We start from the raw sequence: 22,106 nt of genomic DNA, 5'->3' as shown, positions 1-22,106 counted from the left end.
ACAATCAAATTCCACTTGTGTGGCCGTGCACTCACATTGCCTGGCTGGTTATCATTATGCGCCCTCTACTCAAACACACCCTTTTGCTGCTTTTGGTCACCGTCGCTGCGACCGCACGCCCGGCATGGGCTTTTGTCAGTTACCAGCTGGACACCAGTCGCGCCCAACCTGGCGAAACGCTGTACGTTAAAGGCGTAGCCACCAACGAAAGCCAGGCTCCAATCACCTGGACGCCGAGGCAGGACTTGTCCATTCAATGGCGTGACGCCGCCGGACAAGTCATGACAGTGACGGCAGAAATGGTTGAAAGCCCCTCGCCTGTTGCCCTTGCACCAGGCCAATTTGCCGCCCGACGCTGGGCCGTGACAGTTCCAAAAGACATCCAGGGCCTGCAAACGCTGGCTGTCGACAACAGCCCCACGCTCCTGGCCCTGCAAGCCGACAACCCCAACCAGCCCGTGCCTGCACATCATGCCGATGCCGCAGGTTTGCCGCCGGCCCCCGAAGCAGTTCCCGTCAGCTCCTCGCCTTTCGAGAACTTCCGACGCGCAATTTCACCCTACGAGCCCATTTACTTCGATGTCGGTGGCCGAGAGGGCACCAATGCCCGCTTTCAGGTCAGCTTCAAGTATCGACTGTTTTCACCCGACAACCCCGCGCGGCCGGCCTGGTATGACCATCTTTATCTGGGCTACACACAAACCTCGCTATGGGATCTGGAAGGCAGTTCAAAGCCTTTTATTGACAGCACTTACAACCCCGGCATTTTCTGGCACAACCCCGCCCTGATGAGTACCTCGGACCAACAATGGGTCGGCGGTCTGGCCATGGGGGTCGAGCATCGGTCAAATGGCAAAAGCGGTATCGATTCGCGATCGATTAACGACGTGTATGTCCAGCCAGAAGTTAATTACCGCTTTGATGGCGGCAGTCTATTAAGCTTCATGCCAAGGGCCAAGGCCTACTTCAGTAAAAACGAGAACCCCGATTTTGCCGATTACGCCGGCTATGTCGACTGGAAACTAAGATGGGCGCAGCCCAATGGCCTGATCTTGACGGGGCTATACCGGCAAGGCAAGAGCGGCCGCACCACCACTCAGCTGGAAGCCGCCTGGCCGCTGCAACGTACGTTCCTGAACATGAATGGCTTTTTGCATGTCCAGTATTTCAGGGGCTGGGGCGAAACGCTGCTGGGTTACAACCAAAAAAGTGATGGGCAGGTGCGCATCGGGATTGCACTGGTGCCCTGACCTAGCCGCGCCGAAACCCTGTCATTACGCTACCGGCTCGGCCTGGCCCTCAAGCACGCTTGCCAGGCCGGCCAAAATTCTGTCGGGCGTGAACGGGATTTCACGAAAGCGCACGCCGGTGGCATCGAATAAGGCATTTGAAATCGCCGCAGCGCTGGGCACCGTTGCCGACTCGCCGGAACCCATGGGCGGCTGGTCATCGCGACGTAATAAAAACACATCGATAGGCGGCACTTCGGTGAAGGGCAAAATCGGATACGCGCCCCACTCCTGATCGACAACGCCCTTGGCATTAAAGGCTACCCGCTCTTTAAGTACCCGACTTAAAGATTGAATAACATTGCCTTCGATTTGATGACGAACGCCGTCGGGATTGACGATCAGGCCGGTGTCCTGACCCACCACCACGTTTTTCACACGAATTTTGCCGGTGTTGGCGTTGACCGTCAGGTCGATGACCCATACCGCCCACGCTGCCCCAAAGCCTGGAAATTTGCTGTGCACATAACGCGCGTAGGCAACGCCGCGCCCATGCAACTCATGTGCAGTGTCTGGCACCCCGCGCGAACCGTACTGACCCGCCACCCAGTTAGCGCGCTGCGCCGTTGCACGGAGCAAATCGGCCGCGCGATCGTCGGGCAAATTACGCAAGCGAAACTCGACCGGATCGGCCCCTGCCTCGACGGCAAGCTCGTCGATAAAGCAATCGTGGGCAAACGAATTAGGCAACGCCGATACACCGCGCAACCACGCCGAACGCACTATGGACGGCATATCGTGGCACGTAATAGTTTGCCGCGGGTAACTGTAAGGAGGCACTGACGTGCGGTCGCCCATTTCGAGCATACGCGGCTGGTTGCTGACAACTCCGGTCAGAATCAGGGCCAGGGTCGGCGCATCGTTGGACGGATAACGCGTCACGAAATCGTAAGAAAGCAATTCGTTGTGCTGGTCGAGCCCGCCTTCAATATCAATAAGCTGGGCCGCGCCTTTGGGCTCCCAACCATGCTCTTGCTCACGTGTGAGCTGAACGCGTACCGGATGGCCAATGGCCCGCGACACCAGCACTGCATCGGCACAGACATCGTCGGCGCAATTGCGTCCATAGCAGCCCGAAGCCTCGTAGCGGATGATGTCGATCTCGCCTTCGTCACGTTCGAGCAAACGCGACAACTCGACGCGCAACATGTGCGGGTTTTGGGTACCGGACCAGATGCGGACCTGATCGGCCGCATAATCGGCCACGGCACACGACGGACCAATGGACGCATGCATCTGGAAGGGCCATATATAGGTGCGCTTCAGGGTAACGCCAGGCTGAGCGGCCGGATCGGCTTCATCTTTTTGAACCAGTGGCCTGACCTTGTGCGTCTGGGCGCGCAAGGCCTGGTCCAGGTCGTCCAGATGCTCCAGCGCCGGCACGGGCTTCCAGGTGAGCTTGAGTGCCTTCATGGCCTTGATGGCATGCTCTTCGCGCCGCGCGGCCACAGCAACAAAATCTTTAATGACCACCACCTGGATGTCGTCGGCAATGGCACTGAGCGACGACGTATCGACAGATTGCAATGAATGGCCGACAAAATCGCCACTGTCACGCCCTGTATACGGCGGACGAATAACGCGTGCATGCCACATACCTGGCACCCGAACATCGTGCACGAACGTTAACTGGCCGGTTGCCTTAGCGGGGATATCGACACGGCGTACCGACTGGCCCACTACCGCGTAACGACCGCTGTCTTTGATTGGGACCTCGGCCTGATACTCGAGCTGAAAATGCTGCCCAGATAGCAAAGCGGCGTAATCGATACGCGCACCATCGGGCGCGCAGAACACCCCATCGACCAACTGAAGGGTATCGCGCGCAACGCCAAGCTGAACCGCAGCGCGATCATGCAAAAACTCGCGCGCTACTGCAGCGGCGTTACGCAGAGGTACCGCCGAAATCTGGATGCTGGCGCTGGCAATGGTGGGCCCCTGGTTGGGAGTGGCCTCGGTATGGCCCAACACCATGCGTACGCGATCGAGTGGCAAGTAGAGCTCTTCGGCCACGATCTGCGCCAACGCCGTCCTGATACCCGTACCCAGGTCGACGTGACCATTGAAGGCCAACACCCGACCGTCATCGAGCATTGCCACAAAGATATCTGGATAGGGCTGTTGATAGTCGGACGCAATACCGGGTTGCCCTGGCGCGGGCTTGGGCGAGGCTGCCGCCGGGCGCACCACGATCAATGTGCCCGCGCGTGAAAAAAGTGCCTCGCGGTCGGCTTTTGGGTCGAGAAATTGCATAGAGGGCCTCGTAAGTGCAACGAAGTACAGCACATGTGCGCATTGTAGCGCCAAGAATCATAAAAACACAGCCATATACAACGTATACACTTTATAAGGCCTGAGCAGAGCTAATTTTTCACATGGTATTTCAACGTTTCACATTGCGAAAAAATATCTAAATAATAAAATATATGAATTAAATACAGTGACTTACGAATAAAACAGAATTAGATAAATCTAGGTATAAACACCTAATAGAATTTTATTTACCAAAAAAATTAGAGTGTATACACTACAAATAACTTGATTCCAGCATTTGGCAATTTCACTTCTCAGGAGCCCTGCCATGAAACAGAACCCTCGTATCGCAATTATTGGCGCCGGCCTTGGCGGCACCGCCGGTGCAGCCCTTATGGCCAAAGCAGGTTTCAACGTCAAGGTGTACGAACAGGCGCCCGCGTTCGCCCGTATTGGCGCCGGCATCCACCTGGGCCCTAACGTCATGAAGGTCATGCGCGCCATAGGCATCGAAGATGAACTCAACCGCATTGGCGCCCACCCCGACTACTGGTACAGCCGCGACGGCGTTACCGGCGAAGTCATGGCCCAGATCCCACTGGGCGATTACGCGGTCTCGCATTACGGCGCCAGCTATCTCACGGTTCACCGCGGCGACTTCCACAAACTCATGACCGATGCATTGCCACCCGGCATTCTCGAATTCAACAAAAAACTGTCCAAGGTCGAAGACTTGGGCGATAAAGTGGTTCTGAGCTTCGCTGATGGCACCACCGAAGAAGCCGACATTGTCGTTGGCGCCGACGGTATTAATTCAAAGATCCGCGATACTCTGCTGGGCTCCGAACTGCCCAAATACACCGGATACGTCGCGCACCGCGCCGTGTTCCCGACGCCCATCGACAGCGGCGCACTACCCTTCGACATGTGCTGCAAATGGTGGGCCGGCAATGACCACATGATGGTCTACTTCGTTACCAGCAAAAAGGACGAAATCTACTACGTGACCGGCGTACCTGAAAGCACCTGGGACATGAGCAAAAGCTGGGAGCCCTGCTCCAAAGACGAAATGCGACGCGTATTTGGCGGCTGGCACTCAAGTGTTCAAGCCCTCATCGAAGGCACCCAGGAAGTCACCCGCTGGCCCCTGCTGGAACGCGACCCACTGCCCCTCTGGAGCCGTGGCCGCATGGTGTTGTTGGGCGACGCCTGCCACCCCATGAAGCCCCATATGGCACAAGGCGCCGCCATGGCTATCGAAGACGCCGCCATTCTTACCCGCTGCTTCCAGGAAATGGGCTTTACAGACCTTGATGCAGTGTTTAACCTATACGAAGCCAATCGTGCCGAGCGTGCGAGCAAGGTACAACTGGTTTCCCATAACAACACCTGGCTAAAAACCAACGAAAACCCCGACTGGTGCTTCGGATACGACGTATTCACCACACCGCTGGTCGACGCAAAAAAAAATAATGAACAAACCGCCCCAACTTGTTGAGCTCAATGTTAACGGTCACGCGCATCACATCGAGGTCGAAACCGACACCCCGCTACTTTATGTGCTGCGCAACGACCTTGAACTGAATGGGCCAAAGTTTGGTTGTGGCTTGGGCGAATGCGGCGCCTGTACCGTTCTGGTCGATGGCGTCGCCGCGCGGTCTTGTGTCTTGCCCGTCAAGGGAGTTGTCGGTCACGATATCGTCACCCTCGAAGGGCTGGGCACCGCCGCAGCACCCGGCCCGGTACAGCAGGCCTTTATCGACAAGCAAGCCGCCCAGTGCGGCTATTGCCTTAACGGCATGATCATGACTATTCAGGCGCTGCTGAACCGCAACCCAAACCCCACCGAACAACAAATCCGCCAAGAGCTCAAATACAACCTTTGCCGCTGTGGCACGCATGTCGAAATCGTCGAAGCTGCCCTCGAAGCTGCAAAAGCGCTGCAAACCACCCAATGACCGTACCGGCCAACACCCCAGCACAACACAACCCGAACCTTGCCCGCCTTGTTGGGCACCACGACCTGGCCCTTCCCGGCGCTGGCGACCTGCTGCATGGCGCCGTGCTTCGCCCACCCAACATCCACTGGAACGGCCAAGCCTACTGCGGTCCGGCGCTTCAACACATTCAGGTCGACGCCGCCCGACACGTGCCGGGCGTTGTCGATATTGTTATACGCCACAACTTTGTGGCGGTTATTGCGTCGCAGCCCAACCAAGCAGCGCACGCCCGCGCGCAAATTCAGGCCCAATGGCGTGACCCCGAACCTCAACGCGTCGCGCAGCTGACCAATACGGGGCAAGCTTCAGCCGCACCCCAACCGGCCTCTCCCGGCATCACCCGCAGTTATACGTGGGTAAACACCCCAGACGACGAGCCGGTATGGGCAATTGCACGTCATACCCCAACCGGCCTGACGCTCTGGGCAAATACCAGCCGGGCAGCCCAGTTACGAGCCGAGATCGCATCGTTGTGCGGCTTACCGGCAGAACAGGTCACACTGGTTACTAACGACCAACCCGGCGAAGGCTACGATGCCGCCGTCGATGCCGCGCTCCTGGCTTTTGGCCGCAGCAAACCCGTTCGCGTACAACACGACACAACGACGGGGCCCGCAACCATCGCCCTCGAGCTGCAAGCCGACGGCACCCCGGCCAGCCAATACACAGAACGTGCAAACATGGCCAACGCATTACGGCCGTCAGTTGCTGCACTGCTATGCGGCGTCGAGCATCGGTACGCCGGCGCAATGGCTCAACCCGACACACTCTACGGTGTACCGGTTAGCCAACAGCCTGCTGCAACCGCTTACGCCCTTGGGCCAGCCAACGACAACGCTATTGCCGCCGGCGTGTTTGCCCGAGAATCATTTTTTGATGAACTGTGCGCGCTGCAAAGCCAGGATCCAGTAAAAGCACGGCTGGACACCATTACCGATCCCACCGGCAAAGCGCTGGTCGAATCGGTGGCGCAGCAAGCGGGCTGGTTCGACCCGCCCCAACCCGGGGCCGGCAAGGGCTTTGCTTGCGCCCAAATTATCGACAACGCACAAGACCCGCCTCAAGCAGTATGGTCGGCCTGGGTGGCCGAAGTGGCCGTCAACGACGGCGCCATCGACATCACCCGCCTAACCGTCGGCCATACCGCCAACGCGCTAGCATCGGCAAACGATGCAACTAAGATCGAACACCATGTACGCGATACCGCCCGAGGTCTTCTGGGCGCACCCGACACATTCGACCAGTGGGCCGATACCAACACCTACACAACAGGGGCACTGACGCTACCCGAAGTGTCGGTTGTGCCGCAGCAAAGCGCCGTCGGCACACCCCTGGCGTGGCACCCAAATGCGCAACTGCCGGCAGCTGCCGCCATTGCCAACGCCATATACAAGGCAACCGGCACCCGCATACGCCAGGCCCCCTTCAACACCGGCAACCTTCTACCGCAGGGTGACGCCACCGAAAGCAAGCGTAGCAAACGCTGGGCCTACGGTTTGCTGGGCGGCATTGCGGCCAGCGCCGCCGGCTTGGTCCTCACAGCCCTACCACTGCGTGGCGCCATAGCCCCTGTCGCTGTCGACACCACAATCTACTCGGCCGCAGCCATCGAACGCGGCAGGCTGGTGGCTCTGGCTGGCGACTGCATGGTGTGCCATACCGCTGAAGGCGGCATCGAAAACACCGGCGGGCGCCCCCTAGAAACGCCTTTCGGTACGGTGTACACCACCAACATCACGCCCGATTCGCAAACTGGCATAGGCAACTGGTCTTACGCGGCCTTCGAACGCACCATGCGCGAAGGCATCCATCGCGACGGCCGCCATTTGTATCCGGTGTTCCCATATACAGCGTTTGCCAAAATCACCGACGCCGACATGCAGTCGTTGTATGCCTACCTGATGACGCGGGAACCCGTTTCCGCAACGCCGCCCAAAACCGAGCTGGCTTTCCCGTACAACGCGCGCCCCCTGATGGCAGGCTGGAACACCTTGTTCCACAAAAACGAGGTTTATCAACCCGACCCGACGCAATCCACCCTCTGGAACCGTGGCGCGTATTTGGTACAAGGCGCTGGTCACTGCGCGGCCTGCCATTCTCCACGCAACAGCATGGGAGCCGAAAAGTCAGGCGCCCAAAACTTCCTGGCCGGCGGTTTCGCCGATGGCTGGGAAGCCCCGGCCCTGAACGCCCTTTCGAAAGCCCCCATAGCCTGGACCGAAGACACGCTCTTCGATTACTTGCGCAACGGCTATTCGTCAGTGCATGGCGTCGCTTCGGGCCCGATGGGTCCGGTGGTGCAAAACCTGGCACAACTGCCCGAGTCCGATGTTCGCGCCATGGCGCATTACCTGGCAGCCATCAATCCGCCCCCCGCCTCGGCAGAACCAGCGGCCTTGACTGCCGCAAAACTAGAAGAGGCCAGCCGCAGCAACGTCGGAGTCATGACGATGCCCGGCGAAGCGCTCTTCGAAGGTGCCTGCGCCGTCTGTCACGACGCCCGCGAAGGCCCCCCACTGTTTGGCGCACGACCGTCGCTAGCCCTGAACACCAACATACACAGCGACCATCCCGACAACGTGATCCAAGTCTTGATGCACGGCATCGACGACCCAACCGGCCAGGGGCTGGGCTATATGCCAGGCTTCAAAGACAGCCTGAACGACAAGCAAATTCGCGAAATGATCGAATACATGCGAGCACGCTTTGCGCCCGGCAAACCCCAGTGGCAAGGGCTCGACGAAAAAATATCGTCGATCCGCACTATGCATGGGCCCTAACCCCAATTAGCCGCCTACCCAAAAACAACTCAGCCCGGGATCACCCGGGCTGAATTGTTTTAAACGACCAATAACAACGATGCTACACAGTCAGGTAACTGCGACGGATTTCTTCGTTCTCGGCCAGTTCTTCCATGGTTGCAGCATAACGGATTTGCCCCTTCTCGAGGACATACACGCGATCTGACACCAGTTCGGCAAAGTGGATGTTTTGCTCTGACAGCAGAACACTGACACCATGCTCTTTCAGAGCAATAATGGTGTTGGCCATTTGCTCGACAATGACCGGTGCAACACCTTCAGAGGGCTCATCGAGCAGCACCAGGAACGGATTGCCCATGAGCGTACGCGCTACCGTCAGCATTTGTTGCTCACCACCGCTCATTTGACCGCCCGGGCGATCTTGCATGGCCCCCAAATTGGGAAACAGCTTGTACAGCGCCTCGGGCGTCCAAGTATAGGCAGTGGTGCCGTCAGGCCATTGGCGCGCGGCCTGCCGACCCACTTCAAGGTTCTCGGTTACGGTCAGGTCGGCAAAGACACGGCGGTCTTCAGGCACGAACCCGATGCCAGCCCGGGAGATTTCATAAGGCTGGCGTCCGCTGATTTTTTTGCCCATGAAATGGATATCGCCTTTGGATTTCTCCATCAGCCCCATGATGGACTTCAACGTGGTGGACTTGCCCGCGCCATTGCGCCCCATCAGGGCCACAACCTCGCCACGCCGGACATTCAGATCGACGTCGAAAAGAATATGTGCGGCACCGTACCAGGCATTCAGTTTCGATACCGTCAATAACGTTTCGTCGGGGTTGAATTGGGTGTTGCTCATGCTTGCGCCCCTGCTTTTTTCTTCTCGAAAGTTTTACCTGTCCCGAAGTAAACCTCCTGGACTTTGGGATGATTACGAATTTCTTCGGCACTGCCTTCGGCAATCAATTGCCCACGGGCCAGCACAATCATGCGATCGGCATAGGCAAACACCACGTCCATGCTGTGTTCGGTAAACAGCACCGCCATGTTGCGATCGACCACCAGTTTTTTAGTCAGCGCCATCAGATCATTGCGCTCTTTGGGCGCCATACCGGCGGTGGGCTCATCCATGAGCAGAAGCTTGGGGTCGTTGGCCAGGCCCATGGCCAGTTCAACACGCTTGACGTCACCGTACGCCAGCTCGCTGGAGGCGCGGTCGGCCTGCGAGTCCATGCCCACTTGCGCAAGCAAGGCCATGGCTTTGTCGCGATAGTACGAGGCAGCCGGTTTCCAGAATGAATACACCTTGCGGTTGTGTGCCAGCAAGGCCATTTGCACGTTTTCAACCACTGTCAACGAAGCAAATGTCGCGGCGATCTGAAACGTGCGACCCACGCCAAGATAGGCGATTTCGCGCGGCGGCAAACGGGTGAGCTCGACGCCGTTAAGCTTGATCGAGCCTGCCGTAGCCTGCAACTGGCCGTTGACCATATTGAACGTTGTCGTTTTACCGGCACCGTTAGGACCAATAAGCGCAAGCAGCTCGCCGGCCTGCAAATCGAAATTGACGCCATCGACGGCGATATTGCCGCCGAAGGCCTTCCTGAGATTACGAACTTCCAACAAACTCATAGTGGCTGCTCCTGGCGGGCGGCACGCTTGGCGCCCCAGTATTCAAAAAGTTCTTTGATATAGCCCGCGATGCCTTGCGGAAACGCCAGAACGATCAGCAAAATAACGCCACCGAACATCGCTAACCAGTAATCGGTCAGGCCTTTGAAATAGTCTTGCAAGAAACTGAAGGTGGCTGCGCCGACAACCGGGCCAATCAGTGTTTGAATACCGCCCAGCAACACCATGACCAGACCATCAACCGATTTGCCGACCCAGATGATCTCGGGCGATGCACTGCCTTTTGAGAAGACATACAACACGCCAGCCAACCCGGCAAACACACCCGCAATAACGAAGGCAGCCCACTGCACCCGCTTGACGTCAATGCCCAGAGCATCGGCGCGCAAGGTTGAGTCGCGCGCAGCACGCAGCGCATAACCGAACGGCGAGAACAAGAGCCTGCGCAGGACAATGGCCGACAGCACCACCACGGTCAATGCAAAGTAGTAATACGCATCACCCGACAGCCACTCGGCCGGCCAGATACCAATCATGCCGTTCGAACCACCGGTGAAGTCGTCCCACTGATAAATAATGGACCAGACGATTTGACCGAAGGCAAGGGTTAGCATGGCCAGATACACACCCGACAGACGCACGCAGAACCAGCCAAAAATCAGTGCGCCGAAACCCGCAATAATGGGTGCTATGGCCATCGACCAACCCATCGAAAACGCGGCAGTTTTAAGCAACAGCGCTGCGGCATAAGCACCCAAACCATAGTACGCGGCATGACCAAACGAGTGCATGCCGCCCGGCCCCATCATGAAGTGCAGACTAAGCGCAAACAGTGAGGCCACCATAATATCGAGCGCCAATACCGTGGCATACGGCATGATATCGGACAACAAAGGCAGCGCTGCAATGGCCGCCACCGACACCATAATGAACACCTTGAACGGCATGGTAGCCGGTCGAATAGGCGCTTCGATCGGTGCAGAGTTGCGGCTGACGGCGGACACAGTGCCAAACAAACCCCAAGGACGGAACACCAGCACAAGCGCCATAAAAATAAACTCGACAACGAGCGTCAATTTAGGGAATTCGAAGCTGATGCCAAATAGGCTGACCGTACCCAACGCAATACACAGCGCTTTAAGCTCGGCGATGATAAGCGCAGCCACGTAGGCCCCAGGGATGGAACCCATACCGCCAACCACCACGATCACGAAGGCATCACCAATGATACTCAGGTCGAGGGTCAGGTTAGCCGGCAAACGCGGGATTTGCACTGCACCACCCAAAGCGGCCAGAAAAGAACCCAAAGCAAAAACGGCCGTAAAGAGCCAGGCTTGATTCACGCCCAAGGCACCCAGCATTTCGCGGTCTTGAGTCGCGGCGCGAACCAGCGTCCCCCAACGGGTACGCGTCAACAGCAGCCACAGCAGACCCAACACAACCGGACCAATAAAAATCAGGACGATGTCGTATTTGGGGAAATAGCTACCCAGAATCATGATGGAGCCATTCAGACCCGGGGCGACAGGCCCTAACAAGTCTTCGGGCCCCCACAAAAACAAGGTGGCATCACGAATGACCAGCACCAGCGCAAACGTCGCCAGCAACTGAAAGAGCTCGGGCGCGCGATAAATGCGCCTAAGCAGAATAATTTCGACCAGCGCGCCGAACGCGCCTACCAATAATGCCGCTGCAATCAGACTGAACCAGAAACCAAATGGACTGCTTCCGAACGACTGGACAATAGTGAAAGCCACATAAATGCCCAGCATGTACAACGAACCGTGCGCAAAGTTAACAATGCGCGTTACGCCGAAAATAAGGGAAAGCCCCGCTGCCACCAAAAACAATGATGACGCTTCGGCCAACCCGTTCAGCATCTGAACGATAAAACCCGACAAATCCATTTGATTGCCACCTGAAAATTAAAAACCTCTGCCACCGGAACAGGTGACAGAGGTTTGTTGCATTGCTTTACTCAGCAGCCTTACGCCACTCTTTTACCTGCTCGTCGGAAGGCTGAACACTTTTACCGTCAACATAGACGAAGTCGGTCATGATGCCTTTGCCATCTTTCTTGGCCAATTTACCCACATAAATACCCATGGTCGACTGATGATCTTGCGGACGGTAGGTAATGGGGCCAAACGGCGACATGAGCTCAAGACCACGGAAGGCTTTGATCAGCGCCTCGGTATCGGTCGAGCCGGCCTTCTTGATGCCCTCGGCCAGAGACATGATTGCAGCGTAGCCAACTACTGTACCCAAACGAGGATAGTCGTTGAACTTGGCCTGGTAAGCCTCAAGGAAAGCCTTGTGCTCGGGCGTATCGATAGCGTACCAAGGGTAACCGGTCACGATCCAGCCCTCGGGCGTCTCGTTACCCAACGGGTCGAGGTACTCGGGTTCGCCAGTCAGCAGGCTGACTACAGGCACGTTGTCGAAGTAGTTACGCTGCGAACCGGCACGTACCAGCTTGGCCAGGTCGGCAGCAAAAAGCACGTTGAAGACTGCATCGGCTTTGGCATCGGACAAGGCCTGGATAACGCTACCAGCATCAACCTTACCCAACGGCGAAGCCTGCTCGGCCACGAACTCGATATCGGGCTGGGCGGCCTTCATGAGCGTTTTGAAGGTATTGACGGCCGATTGACCGTACTCGTAGTTGGGGTAAACCACCGCCCAACGCTTTTTGTTCAACTTGACCGCTTCGGGGACCAGCATGGCCACCTGCATGTAAGTTGAAGTACGAAGACGGAAGGTGTAGCGGTTGCCGTCACCCCAGACGATTTTGTCGGTAAGCGGCTCGCTGGCCAAGAAGAAACGTTGCTTTTGTTTGGCAAAGTCGGTAACCGCCAAGCCAATGTGCGAAAGGAACGTACCGGTCAGGACGTCGACCTTGTCGCGCGAAATGAGCTCTTCGGCGGCACGAACTGCATCGCCCGTATTGGAGTTATCGTCGCGGATGATCAGTTCGACTTTTTTGCCCAGCAGGCCGCCGGATTCGTTGATTTGGCTAATGGCCAGATCCATGCCGTTTTTGTAGGGCCCCAGGAAGGCCGGCTGTGTTTTATAGCTGTTCAGTTCGCCGATTTTAATAACATCTTGAGCCAGGGCGGATGTACTTACCGCCGCGCCGAGCGCCAGGCCCAGCAGCGATGAATAAAATTTCATGCCTTTCATTGTTAGTTTCCTATGTGGCGCGCCTTGCCGGGTGGATATCGGCAAAACGCTATTGCAAGAGTAATAGCACCTTTCAAGTGTACACACCTAAGTTTTCAGCCACAAGACTGTTTTTACTAGGGATAAACCCTTGACTATAAAAGCAAATCAAACTGCGATAGGTGCCTAATCCACCTAAATATTTACCGCAGCGCACAATGCAGGATCGAATCCGTAGCAACGTGGTGCGAAGATGAACCATTAAAGCGCATACGCTTAATTGCCAGACGAGTCTGCGGCATCTGACTCACACATTTTGTTCAACAGGTACACTAGCGCCAGCTTTTCGGCGGGATTAAACCCGGCAAATGTCTTTTCGGTAATGTCGAAAGCAAACGGCACCATGCTGTCAACCAGATTAAGGCCGGCCGGCGTGAGACTGACCAACACCTTGCGGCGGTCGGCGTCGTCGTGACGAACGCCCAGCAGCTTGCGTGACTTGAGGCGATCGATAACACCCCGCACGGTGGCCTGATCGATCGCTGTACGTTTGACGATTTCGCTAAGCGAGCACGCGCCGCAGTCGCGCACCGCACACAACACCACGAATTGGGCTGCGGTAAGTTGGGTGTCAGGGATGATTTGCTGGAACAACGCCGTATGGCGCTGATAGGCCCGCCTAAGCAAATGCCCCACCTGCTGGGAAAAGTCGTATTGCGGCTCACCGGACGGTGATGCGGGTTTGCGGGTGTGGTTATCAGACATTACAGGCTCTATTTTGTTAATGAGACGTGAAAACACTATGCGCTTAGCCCTACGCACTATATATTACGCAAGGTAAATTTTCGAGCGTAAGCACCCAAAAGTATGCAGGAACAAACCCTTATATTTATCGCCGCCAGCTTCCTGCTACTGTCGACCAGCCGCCTGTGCTTGTCGCTTTGGCAATGGCAGCGTGTCCGCCTTAACGGCGGGCTGGCCCCCATCATGCTTGGCGGTTTACGCATCGATGCGCACCAAATTGCGGTTCTGGTCGGCATTCCTGCCCTGCTTGCACCCTGGCTGGGCCACTCCCCCTTGTTCGTCGACATCACGGGTTTCTGGCTGCAGTTTTCCTGGCTGCTGCTCGTGCTACTTGAAGTGTCAACACCACAATTTGTGTATGAGTACGACACCCGACCCGACCGCCTTTACGTGCAATACCTGCAACACCCAAAAGAAGTATTCGGCATGCTCTGGAAGGGCTACAAGCCGGTAATTTTTGGCGGTGTTGGGACATTGGCTCTGTTCGGCTGGGGCGGGCACGTCTTGTTCGGGCAGGTAGCCCCCGACACCCCCGTCGTCTGGTGGCAAGCCATCGTGCTTTCGCTGGTCACTGCCGTCATTGTGTTTCTGGCCATTCGCGGCACCCTTAAACACCGGCCCATCAACCCGTCCAGCGTAGCTTACTGCGGCGACAGCATGCTCAACACGCTGCCGCTCAATTCGCTGTACAGCGTTATTTACGCCATTTACAGCAAGAAAAACGAACGCTCCGCAGCCGATGTATACGGCAACATGTCTGCCGACGAGGTGAGCGCTGTTGTACGCGAATGTGCGGGCATAGAAAATACAACCCCCAGCATTCCAACACTGCATCACCAGACGGCCGCGCATACGCACACACAGCCTCTTAACATTGTCATCATCGTCGAAGAAAGTCTGGGCGCGCAGTTCACGGGCTACCTGAAAGGCCAAGGCCTCACTCCACAGCTCGATGCGCTATCGAGACAAGCCTGGAATCTGACGCGCACCTATGCCACCGGCACCCGCTCAGTCCGCGGTCTCGAAGCCTTGTCGGCCGGCTTCCCCCCAACGGTTTCCGATGCCGCCCTTCGTCTACCCGGCGCGCAATCACGTTTTTTCACGCTGGCTCAGGCACTACGCCTGCAAGGGTACTCAAGCACGTTCATTTATGGCGGCGAGGCCCACTTCGACAACATGAAAAGCTTCTTTTTGGGCAACGGGTTCGACAGAATCATCGAACGCGAACACTTCCAGAACCCCGCCTTTGTGGGTACCTGGGGCGCTAGCGACGAAGACATGTTCAACGAACTGCACCGTCATCTAAGCACGCCGTCTGAATCACCCACATTCACACTGGCCTTTTCCGTCAGCAACCATTCACCGTGGGAATACCCCCAAGGCCGGATTGTTCCCGATGGCGACCCTGCCACAGTCGACAACACCATTCGATACGCAGACTGGGCCATCGGCCAGTTTTTCGAAAAGGCCCGTCAAAGCGCCTACTGGGACAACACCGTTTTTCTTATTGCAGCCGACCACGATGCGCGTGTTGGCGGCATGAGCCTGATACCCCTTAAACACTTTCATATCCCGGCGCTTTTCCTGGGCGGCACCATCGCGCCCAAACAAGATGACCGCCTGGTGAGCCAGATCGACCTGGCCCCCACATTGTTATCGCTAGCGGGCGTCAACCTCGACCACCCCATGATCGGCCAAGATCTGAATCAGCCACGCACAGGAGGCCGTGCCATGATGCAATTTAGCGAAAACTACGGTTACCTCAAAGACAACCAACTGGTTGTCCTCGAACCGCACCGCCCGGCCAGCCAGTTCACGTATAGCGGCGGCGACACTTACGCGCCCCAACCGCTCGATGAAGCACTGCATCGCGAAGCCCTGGCGCATGCCCTTTGGCCCAACCAGGTATACAAGCAAGGGCAGTACACACTGCCGCATTTAATGGTTAAACAATAAACACGCAAAAATTTGCACAAAGTCTTTTGAATGTGTCATAATTGCGGTCTTGTCGGGGCGTAGCGCAGCCTGGTAGCGCATCTGGTTTGGGACCAGAGGGTCGCGAGTTCGAATCCCGCCGCCCCGACCACCATTTTTAAGCAAAAAGGGTTGATGCCAAAAGCATCAGCCCTTTTTGTTTTTGCACACGCCAGTCGTGCCTGCGTCAGGCACGAGCCCAACCGGCCATGACATAATTAAGGCCTCTGTCGTTTTCCGAGTGCCTCATGTCCTCCGCCCAGCTTGCTCCGCTCGTCAACACCTTCAAACACGCCCTGCACAGCCATCGCCCCCAAGTGGGCATGTTTATGGGGCTGAACAACCCGGTCAGCGCCGAAATACTCGCGACATGCGGTTTTGATTTTTTACTGATCGATTGCGAACACGGCATTAACGACATGCCTACAGTGCAAGCCCAACTGCAAGCCATGGCACCCTACCCGACGCAGGCACTGGTTCGCCCGGTTGATCACAACCCCGCGACCCTAAAGCAATTGTTAGGCATGGGCGTACAAACCATTCTGGCGCCTATGGTAGATACCGCAGCACAGGCCGAACAATTAGTGCAGGCTTTGCATTACCCCCCTCGGGGTACACGAGGCGTTGGAACAGGGCTCGAGCGCGGAGCCCGTTGGAACGCCGTTACCGACTACGTTAAGCACGCCGAGAGCAATACTTGCCTGGTCGTACAAATCGAGTCGATTCAGGGGCTGGATAACCTCGAGGCGATTTGCGCGGTTGATGGCGTAGACGGTGTGTTTATCGGGCCATCCGACCTTGCTGCAGCGCTAGGTCATTTAGGCAACGCGCAACACCCCGACGTTCAAAACACAATTACATTAGCCCTAAGCCGCATTAACCAACAAGGCACCGCCGCCGGGTTATTTTGCGGCAACCCAGGACAAGTAGCTGCTTATCGCGCAGCAGGTGCATGCTTCATGGCCTTGGGTGCCGATACCGCTCTTTTGCGCAACGCAGCGGTACAGCTGGCCGCAACGGCCCGCCAGAACCTGTAGCTGCACGTGGCCGCGCATTTCAGTGTCAGTGCGCGCCCGACTTCGAAAATACATTCATCACAATCACCCCGGCCAGTATCAGCCCGATACCGATCAGCGCCGGCGCGTCGAGCGTTTGCTTGAATACCACCCACCCCACACCGGTAATTAGAACAATTCCCAGCCCAGACCAAATAGCATAGGCCACCCCCACCGGAATGGTACGCAAAGTCAGCGCCAACAAATAAAACGCAATGGCGTAGCCTACGACCGTAACGACTGAAGGCCAAAGCTGCGTAAAACCATTGCTGGCCTTTAATGCCGAGGTTGCAACGGTTTCGGCCACGATGGCCAACAGCAGATAGATCCAGTTGTGCATGAAAGTTTCCTGTGTTGCGCCCATAATGACAAAAAAACCGATTACGGTTGCCGGCAACGGTCGCAGCGCATTGAGCCCGCTTGCCGCACCCCGCCTTTGAAACTCGCCGAGGTACCGTCATGAAACTGCGTATTTTGTCAGATCTTCATCTTGAATACTGCCCTTTCGAAATCCCGCCGCTCCCCGATGACAACACGTCGACACTGGTCCTGGCCGGCGACATCGGGCAAATTAGCCAACGCGAAATCCTTGAACCGTTCCTGCGTAACGCGGCGGCGCGTTTTTCCCATGTGATTTACGTCATGGGCAACCACGAATACTACGAAGGCGACTTCCCGGACAGCCGGAAAACGCTGCGTCAATGGCAATTGCCCGCCAACCTGCATGTACTTGAAAACACAACAATCAAAATTGACGACATCACCTTTGCCGGCACCACACTCTGGACCGACTTTTACGATCTCGACCCAGACTGCCTGGCCGCGTGCCTGAAGTTCTCGCCCGACTTCATCCATACGCAATATCGCGAAGCGCCAAGCTCACCCGAACCTTTAACACCCGAGCATCAGTTCACGGCCCACCACCTGGCACGACGCTGGATCAGCGCCACGCTGGCCTCTTTACATGCCCGCAACGAAAAGACAGTTCTGGTCACCCATCATGGCATCTCACCCGGCTCTATACACCCAAAGTGGGCAGGCCAAGCCTCTAATGGCGGCTTCATCAGCGACCTCGAAAGCCTCATTCTGGCAGCACCGCCGATGTTATGTATTCACGGACACTCGCATGACTCTTTCGATTACCGGATAGGCACCGAAAAACAAGGTACACGCGTAGTCACCAACCCCCGCGGCGTAGGTAATCCAGACGGCACGCAAGAGAATAATGACTTTAATTCCTTTTATTGTCTGACACTTTAGGCCTAAAAAGCCCGATTTATCGGGAAACTACTAAGGGCTAAGTTGTAATGGATTTGAATACTATTGAGTCAGCCTGATCAATATAAAAATTGTTCAAGCGCACGCATAAGAAATTAGCCAGCTACGCACCCGTTCAATGACCTTGTTCGACGCGCCGGCCATTTAGCCGGCGTTCCACTACCGGAGGTAAGTATGCGCGTTTCCCGACTCATCCTTTCAGCAGCCATTGCCTTAAGCTCAAGTGCCGCCATGGCACAAACGGCTGTGCGTTTCGCGCTCGACTGGCGCTTTGAAGGCCCCGCCGCGCCCTATTTTGTGGCGCTCGACAAAGGCTATTACAAGGCCGAAGGGCTCGATGTCACCATTGATCCGGGCGCCAGCTCAGTCGAGCCCATCAATCGCGTCGCCACCGGCACCTACCAAATGGGCTTTGCCGACATCAACTCGCTGGTCAAGTACCGCGACAACACGCAAAACCCGCCGGTCAAGGCGGTCATGATGGTGTACGACACGCCGGCGTTTTCTATCGTTACCCTTAAAGACAAAGGCATCAGCAAGCCGAAAGACCTCGAAGGTAAAACATTGGGCGCCCCCGCCCCAGACGGTGCGTACGCCCAGTGGCCAATCTTCGTCGCCGCAAACAACATCGATGCTTCAAAAGTCAAAATCGAGAACATCGGCTTCCCGGTGCGCGAGCCCATGCTGGCGCAAGGCAGAGTCGACGCCATTACCGGCTTCTGGTTTTCGTCGTACATGAACCTTAAAGCCAACGGCGTCAAAGACGAAGACATCGTGGTCTTGCTCATGCGTGACTTTGGCGTCGACCTATACGGCAATGCCCTCATGGCCAACCCCGACTTTGCCAAAAACAACCCGAAAGCAGTCGCCGGGTTCGTCAAAGCCACCATCAAAGGTATTCAAGAAACCATCAAAGACCCAGAGTCGGCGATTGATGCGCTCATGAAGCGCAATGCCATTGCCAACCGTGATGTCGAGCTACAGCGCCTCAAAATGTCGCTCGAGCGTAACTTTGTGTCGCCCGACGTACTTAAAAACGGGCTGGGTGATGTTGACACTGCACGCTTCGAAAAAGCTATCGACCAGATCGGCCTGACATTCAAGTACACCAACAAGCCCAAAGTATCAGACGTCTTCACCAACGAGTTCCTGCCGCCGCTTGATCAGCGCATGGTCAAGTAATTCATAACAACAACTGGTTTCACAGGAGTCCCCATGACGGAAATGTTGGTTGAACTCGATAATGTATCTATGGCGTATGGCAAAGGCGAAGCCGCCGTTCTGGCCATACAAGAAGTCACATTATCAATCCGCAAAGGCGAATTCATTGCCGTGGTCGGCCCGTCAGGCTGCGGCAAAAGCTCGCTCATGAAACTGATTTCAGGTCTGCATGCGCCGCTGTCGGGCAAGCTGGCTGTCGAAGGCAAGCCCGTCAACGGCCCACTGAAGTCGGTCGGTATGGCTTTTCAGGCCAGCAACCTGTTGCCCTGGCGCACCTGCGTCGACAATATATTGCTGCCCCTTGAAATCGTTCAACCGTATCGCAGCAAAATCTCATCCAACCGGGCCGAGTACAAAAAGAAGGCCGAAGATCTGCTGCATTCCGTCGGGCTCAAGGGGTTTACCGAGAAATTCCCCTGGCAACTTTCAGGGGGCATGCAACAGCGTGCCTCCATTTGCCGCGCGCTCATTCACGAACCCGAAATCCTCATGCTCGACGAGCCCTTCGGGGCGCTCGACGCCTTCACCCGCGAAGAGCTCTGGTGCGCCCTGCGCGACATCCAGGCCCAACGGCAAGTCACTGTCATGCTGGTAACACACGATTTGCGCGAAGCCGTTTTCCTGGCCGACACGGTTTACGTGATGTCCGACCGCCCGGGCAAGGTTGTTAAAAAATGCGAGGTCAATATCCCGCGCCCACGCGACCTCGACGTGACCTACACCCAGGAATTCCAGGACATTGTCCACGAACTACGGTCAATGATCGGGGGGAAACACTAAATGCAGCGCAACGAAATTCTTCAAAACGTCTTGCCGCCACTGGCATTTACCATCATTTTGTTTGTTGTCTGGGAAGTGATCTGCAAAGGCTTCGCCATTCCACTAACCATTTTGCCGGCACCCTCCGACATTTTCATCGCGTTGTGGCAATACCGCGTGCCCATCGCCGAAAACTCCTGGGTCACCCTCTGGACAACCTTGGTCGGTTTTTTACTGGCCACCATTGGCGGACTGCTTCTGGGCATTGCCGTGGGCTGGCATAAAAACATCTACTCGGCTATCTACCCTGTGCTGGTGGGCTTTAACTCGGTGCCTAAAGTCGCCGTCGTACCCATTCTTATCTTGTGGTTCGGCTTGGGCGAAATTCCCGCCATCATTACGGCCTTTCTCATTTCGTTCTTTCCCATTGTGGTCAACGTCGCAACCGGCCTGGCCACCACAAACCCCGAGCTCGAAGACGTATTGCGCGCCCTTGGCGCCTCCAAGCTCGACATCATGCGCAAAGTCGGCATCCCAGGGGCGTTACCGTACTTTTTCGGTTCGCTAAAGGTAGCCATCACGCTGGCGTTTGTAGGCGCGGTTGTATCTGAAACCGTCGGGGCCAACAAAGGCATTGGGAAACTCATGCTCGATGCTCAGGCCGCCTTCCAGGTACAAATCGTATTTGCCGGCCTGCTGGTGCTGGCTTTCCTGGGTATTGTTTTGTACGTGGCTACAGCGCTGGTCGAACAGCGTTTTACAGGTTGGGCGTTCCGCGGTCAAAACCGTTAAATCCAAGGTGCTATAAGCATCGTCACACCACCAACGGCGCGGCTGTCAAAAAAGCAGCAAACGCCACCCATACTCACCCCGCAAACCGCATCAAGGTTTCCGGGGTGTTTTTATATCCAAAGCCGGGCCGGCATCCGCATGCCCAGTCACTCACCTCACAAATATCAAACCTTCCGTACGACCCAATCGTACGCGCCCATCGGGCGAACTTTTCCAACGCCAGGCAGTCTTGTATAAAGCACTCATTTTCTTAATACCCAGACATGCCCATACGTTTCAGACGACGCCTGCTGTATCTCATTGGTCTTTTGCTCGTGGTGGCGGTTGCCGCCGGCTACACCGCACTCGATCGCTGGCAACGCGCCACCATTTTTTCGGTTGAACTGGGTGAAGCGCGCTGGGCGCGCGAAGCCCCGGCAGGAACGCAGGCCTACTTCCTCGAAACACCAAATAAAGAAAAGATCCATGCGTGGTACGTTGCGGGGAAGTCCGCTGACGCACCCACTGTGCTGTACTTGCATGGGTCGCGCTGGAACTTGAACAGTAGCGTCTTCAGAATCGAGCGCTGGCTGGACATGGGCTATGCCATATTAGCCATTGATTACCGAGGGTTCGGTGAATCCACCCCTCGCCTGCCCTCACAAAGCAGCGCCGTCGAAGATGCGTTAGCCGCTATCAACGAACTTGCCCGCCTGCAGCCCGACCCAACTCAGCGTTTTGTGTACGGACATAGTCTGGGTGGCGCAATCGCCGCCATCGCGACTGCACAGTCTGAACGCCCGCCCATCGCAGGGCTGATTCTGGAGTCGACATTTACCAATATCAAAGACATGATTGAGACCAGTCAGTGGGCAGACATACCCGGGCTTGAATGGTTGGTCACCCAACCATTTGACACAGAAAGGGCGCTGACGCGGCAACGCCTGCCTACCCTGATCATGCACGGCACTGGCGACAGCGTCGTCCCTCATGGCATGAGCGACCGACTGTTCGAGGCAATAAAACCCGCATCGCACCCCGCCAGCCGCCTGGTCAAGTTCGAGCTCGCATCACACTCCGGCGCAAGCCGGGCAACCGGATACGACGAAGCCGTCACAACGTTTATTAACGCTGTAACGGCTTCTCGCTGAAACC

18 protein-coding genes and 1 tRNA gene are annotated in these 22,106 nt (G+C 56.4%); 12 read left to right on the top strand and 7 right to left on the bottom strand.

The genetic code is table 11. The annotated features are described in order from the left end of the window. Positions 1–56 precede the first annotated feature (56 nt). Positions 57–1,250, top strand: a complete 1,194-nt coding sequence (locus CHR62_RS03120) for a phospholipase A (RefSeq protein WP_123659999.1) — start codon at positions 57–59, stop codon at positions 1,248–1,250. A gap of 24 nt (positions 1,251–1,274) precedes the next feature. Here CHR62_RS03120 and CHR62_RS03115 read toward each other — a convergent pair whose 3' ends face one another. Then, on the bottom strand, positions 1,275–3,542 hold the full coding sequence (locus tag CHR62_RS03115; RefSeq protein WP_123659998.1) for a molybdopterin cofactor-binding domain-containing protein: 2,268 nt from the start codon (positions 3,540–3,542) through the stop codon (positions 1,275–1,277). Between the two features lie 328 nt (positions 3,543–3,870). Here CHR62_RS03115 and CHR62_RS03110 point away from each other — a divergent pair, with 328 nt between their 5' ends. From CHR62_RS03110 to CHR62_RS03100, 3 genes are read left to right on the top strand one after another with little or no spacing between them, the layout of a single operon-like run. After that, positions 3,871–5,040 carry an FAD-dependent monooxygenase gene (locus CHR62_RS03110; RefSeq protein WP_093970655.1) on the top strand — a complete coding sequence of 390 codons (1,170 nt, stop codon included), beginning with the start codon at positions 3,871–3,873 and terminating at the stop codon, positions 5,038–5,040. After that, positions 5,015–5,500, top strand: a complete 486-nt coding sequence (locus CHR62_RS03105) for a (2Fe-2S)-binding protein (protein WP_093970654.1) — start codon at positions 5,015–5,017, stop codon at positions 5,498–5,500. Before CHR62_RS03110 ends, CHR62_RS03105 begins: the two co-directional genes overlap by 26 nt. Then, positions 5,497–8,322: a c-type cytochrome gene (locus CHR62_RS03100; protein ID WP_123659997.1), complete on the top strand. Its 2,826-nt coding sequence runs from the start codon at positions 5,497–5,499 to the stop codon at positions 8,320–8,322. Before CHR62_RS03105 ends, CHR62_RS03100 begins: the two co-directional genes overlap by 4 nt. Before the next feature lie 82 nt (positions 8,323–8,404). Here the strand turns inward: CHR62_RS03100 and CHR62_RS03095 are convergent, their stop codons facing one another. The 5 genes from CHR62_RS03095 to CHR62_RS03075 form a co-directional block, all read right to left on the bottom strand. Next, on the bottom strand, positions 8,405–9,154 hold the full coding sequence (locus CHR62_RS03095) for an ABC transporter ATP-binding protein (RefSeq protein ID WP_093970652.1): 750 nt from the start codon (positions 9,152–9,154) through the stop codon (positions 8,405–8,407). Beyond that, positions 9,151–9,927: an ABC transporter ATP-binding protein gene (locus tag CHR62_RS03090; protein ID WP_093970651.1), complete on the bottom strand. Its 777-nt coding sequence runs from the start codon at positions 9,925–9,927 to the stop codon at positions 9,151–9,153. The genes CHR62_RS03095 and CHR62_RS03090 overlap by 4 nt, the downstream gene beginning before the upstream one ends. Then, complete coding sequence (locus CHR62_RS03085; protein WP_093970650.1) at positions 9,924–11,834, bottom strand: ABC transporter permease; 1,911 nt, start codon at positions 11,832–11,834, stop codon at positions 9,924–9,926. The genes CHR62_RS03090 and CHR62_RS03085 overlap by 4 nt, the downstream gene beginning before the upstream one ends. Positions 11,835–11,901: 67 nt before the next feature. Next, positions 11,902–13,110 carry an ABC transporter substrate-binding protein gene (locus tag CHR62_RS03080; protein WP_093970649.1) on the bottom strand — a complete coding sequence of 403 codons (1,209 nt, stop codon included), beginning with the start codon at positions 13,108–13,110 and terminating at the stop codon, positions 11,902–11,904. 255 nt (positions 13,111–13,365) lie between these two features. Beyond that, positions 13,366–13,854, bottom strand: coding sequence for a MarR family winged helix-turn-helix transcriptional regulator (locus CHR62_RS03075; protein WP_093970648.1), 489 nt, complete (start codon positions 13,852–13,854; stop codon positions 13,366–13,368). Positions 13,855–13,956: 102 nt separating this feature from the next. Between CHR62_RS03075 and CHR62_RS03070 the strand changes: the two genes are divergently transcribed. The 3 genes from CHR62_RS03070 to CHR62_RS03060 all read left to right on the top strand — a co-directional run bounded on the left by CHR62_RS03070 (position 13,957) and on the right by CHR62_RS03060 (position 16,904). Next, positions 13,957–15,849: an LTA synthase family protein gene (locus CHR62_RS03070; protein ID WP_123659996.1), complete on the top strand. Its 1,893-nt coding sequence runs from the start codon at positions 13,957–13,959 to the stop codon at positions 15,847–15,849. A gap of 53 nt (positions 15,850–15,902) precedes the next feature. Then, a tRNA-Pro gene (locus tag CHR62_RS03065) sits at positions 15,903–15,979 on the top strand. Between the two features lie 136 nt (positions 15,980–16,115). After that, complete coding sequence (locus CHR62_RS03060) at positions 16,116–16,904, top strand: HpcH/HpaI aldolase/citrate lyase family protein (RefSeq protein WP_123659995.1); 789 nt, start codon at positions 16,116–16,118, stop codon at positions 16,902–16,904. Between the two features lie 25 nt (positions 16,905–16,929). On the opposite strand, the gene CHR62_RS03055 is transcribed toward CHR62_RS03060, so the two are convergent. Next, on the bottom strand, positions 16,930–17,262 hold the full coding sequence (locus CHR62_RS03055; protein WP_093970828.1) for a multidrug efflux SMR transporter: 333 nt from the start codon (positions 17,260–17,262) through the stop codon (positions 16,930–16,932). 119 nt (positions 17,263–17,381) lie between these two features. Here CHR62_RS03055 and CHR62_RS03050 point away from each other — a divergent pair, with 119 nt between their 5' ends. The 5 genes from CHR62_RS03050 (at position 17,382) to CHR62_RS03030 (ending at position 22,102) form a co-directional block, all read left to right on the top strand. Then, positions 17,382–18,182 carry a metallophosphoesterase gene (locus CHR62_RS03050; RefSeq protein WP_093970645.1) on the top strand — a complete coding sequence of 267 codons (801 nt, stop codon included), beginning with the start codon at positions 17,382–17,384 and terminating at the stop codon, positions 18,180–18,182. 192 nt (positions 18,183–18,374) lie between these two features. Beyond that, complete coding sequence (locus tag CHR62_RS03045) at positions 18,375–19,382, top strand: ABC transporter substrate-binding protein (protein WP_123659994.1); 1,008 nt, start codon at positions 18,375–18,377, stop codon at positions 19,380–19,382. Between the two features lie 33 nt (positions 19,383–19,415). Next, complete coding sequence (locus CHR62_RS03040) at positions 19,416–20,201, top strand: ABC transporter ATP-binding protein (protein WP_093970643.1); 786 nt, start codon at positions 19,416–19,418, stop codon at positions 20,199–20,201. Continuing rightward, positions 20,202–20,972, top strand: coding sequence for an ABC transporter permease (locus CHR62_RS03035; RefSeq protein ID WP_093970642.1), 771 nt, complete (start codon positions 20,202–20,204; stop codon positions 20,970–20,972). It abuts the gene before it with no gap. A gap of 263 nt (positions 20,973–21,235) precedes the next feature. Then, entirely contained in the window at positions 21,236–22,102 is an 867-nt protein-coding gene (locus CHR62_RS03030; RefSeq protein ID WP_123659993.1) for an alpha/beta hydrolase, read from the top strand. The last annotated feature ends 4 nt before the right edge of the window (positions 22,103–22,106 follow it).

It is taken from the genome of Pusillimonas sp. NJUB218 (genome assembly GCF_003788685.1).
Classification (GTDB): domain Bacteria; phylum Pseudomonadota; class Gammaproteobacteria; order Burkholderiales; family Burkholderiaceae_B; genus Neopusillimonas.
Note: the sequence above shows the minus strand (reverse complement) of the source record. Positions and strands in the feature narration are given on the sequence as shown.

Bases quoted from the DNA above. Each gene is read 5' to 3' on its own strand.
- CHR62_RS03120 (WP_123659999.1), top strand. From the start codon at position 57: ATGCGCCCTCTACTCAAACACACCCTTTTGCTGCTTTTGGTCACCGTC.
- CHR62_RS03115 (WP_123659998.1), bottom strand. From the start codon at position 3,542: ATGCAATTTCTCGACCCAAAAGCCGACCGCGAGGCACTTTTTTCACGC.
- CHR62_RS03110 (WP_093970655.1), top strand. From the start codon at position 3,871: ATGAAACAGAACCCTCGTATCGCAATTATTGGCGCCGGCCTTGGCGGC.
- CHR62_RS03105 (WP_093970654.1), top strand. From the start codon at position 5,015: ATGAACAAACCGCCCCAACTTGTTGAGCTCAATGTTAACGGTCACGCG.
- CHR62_RS03100 (WP_123659997.1), top strand. From the start codon at position 5,497: ATGACCGTACCGGCCAACACCCCAGCACAACACAACCCGAACCTTGCC.
- CHR62_RS03095 (WP_093970652.1), bottom strand. From the start codon at position 9,154: ATGAGCAACACCCAATTCAACCCCGACGAAACGTTATTGACGGTATCG.
- CHR62_RS03090 (WP_093970651.1), bottom strand. From the start codon at position 9,927: ATGAGTTTGTTGGAAGTTCGTAATCTCAGGAAGGCCTTCGGCGGCAAT.
- CHR62_RS03085 (WP_093970650.1), bottom strand. From the start codon at position 11,834: ATGGATTTGTCGGGTTTTATCGTTCAGATGCTGAACGGGTTGGCCGAA.
- CHR62_RS03080 (WP_093970649.1), bottom strand. From the start codon at position 13,110: ATGAAAGGCATGAAATTTTATTCATCGCTGCTGGGCCTGGCGCTCGGC.
- CHR62_RS03075 (WP_093970648.1), bottom strand. From the start codon at position 13,854: ATGTCTGATAACCACACCCGCAAACCCGCATCACCGTCCGGTGAGCCG.
- CHR62_RS03070 (WP_123659996.1), top strand. From the start codon at position 13,957: ATGCAGGAACAAACCCTTATATTTATCGCCGCCAGCTTCCTGCTACTG.
- CHR62_RS03060 (WP_123659995.1), top strand. From the start codon at position 16,116: ATGTCCTCCGCCCAGCTTGCTCCGCTCGTCAACACCTTCAAACACGCC.
- CHR62_RS03055 (WP_093970828.1), bottom strand. From the start codon at position 17,262: ATGCACAACTGGATCTATCTGCTGTTGGCCATCGTGGCCGAAACCGTT.
- CHR62_RS03050 (WP_093970645.1), top strand. From the start codon at position 17,382: ATGAAACTGCGTATTTTGTCAGATCTTCATCTTGAATACTGCCCTTTC.
- CHR62_RS03045 (WP_123659994.1), top strand. From the start codon at position 18,375: ATGCGCGTTTCCCGACTCATCCTTTCAGCAGCCATTGCCTTAAGCTCA.
- CHR62_RS03040 (WP_093970643.1), top strand. From the start codon at position 19,416: ATGACGGAAATGTTGGTTGAACTCGATAATGTATCTATGGCGTATGGC.
- CHR62_RS03035 (WP_093970642.1), top strand. From the start codon at position 20,202: ATGCAGCGCAACGAAATTCTTCAAAACGTCTTGCCGCCACTGGCATTT.
- CHR62_RS03030 (WP_123659993.1), top strand. From the start codon at position 21,236: ATGCCCATACGTTTCAGACGACGCCTGCTGTATCTCATTGGTCTTTTG.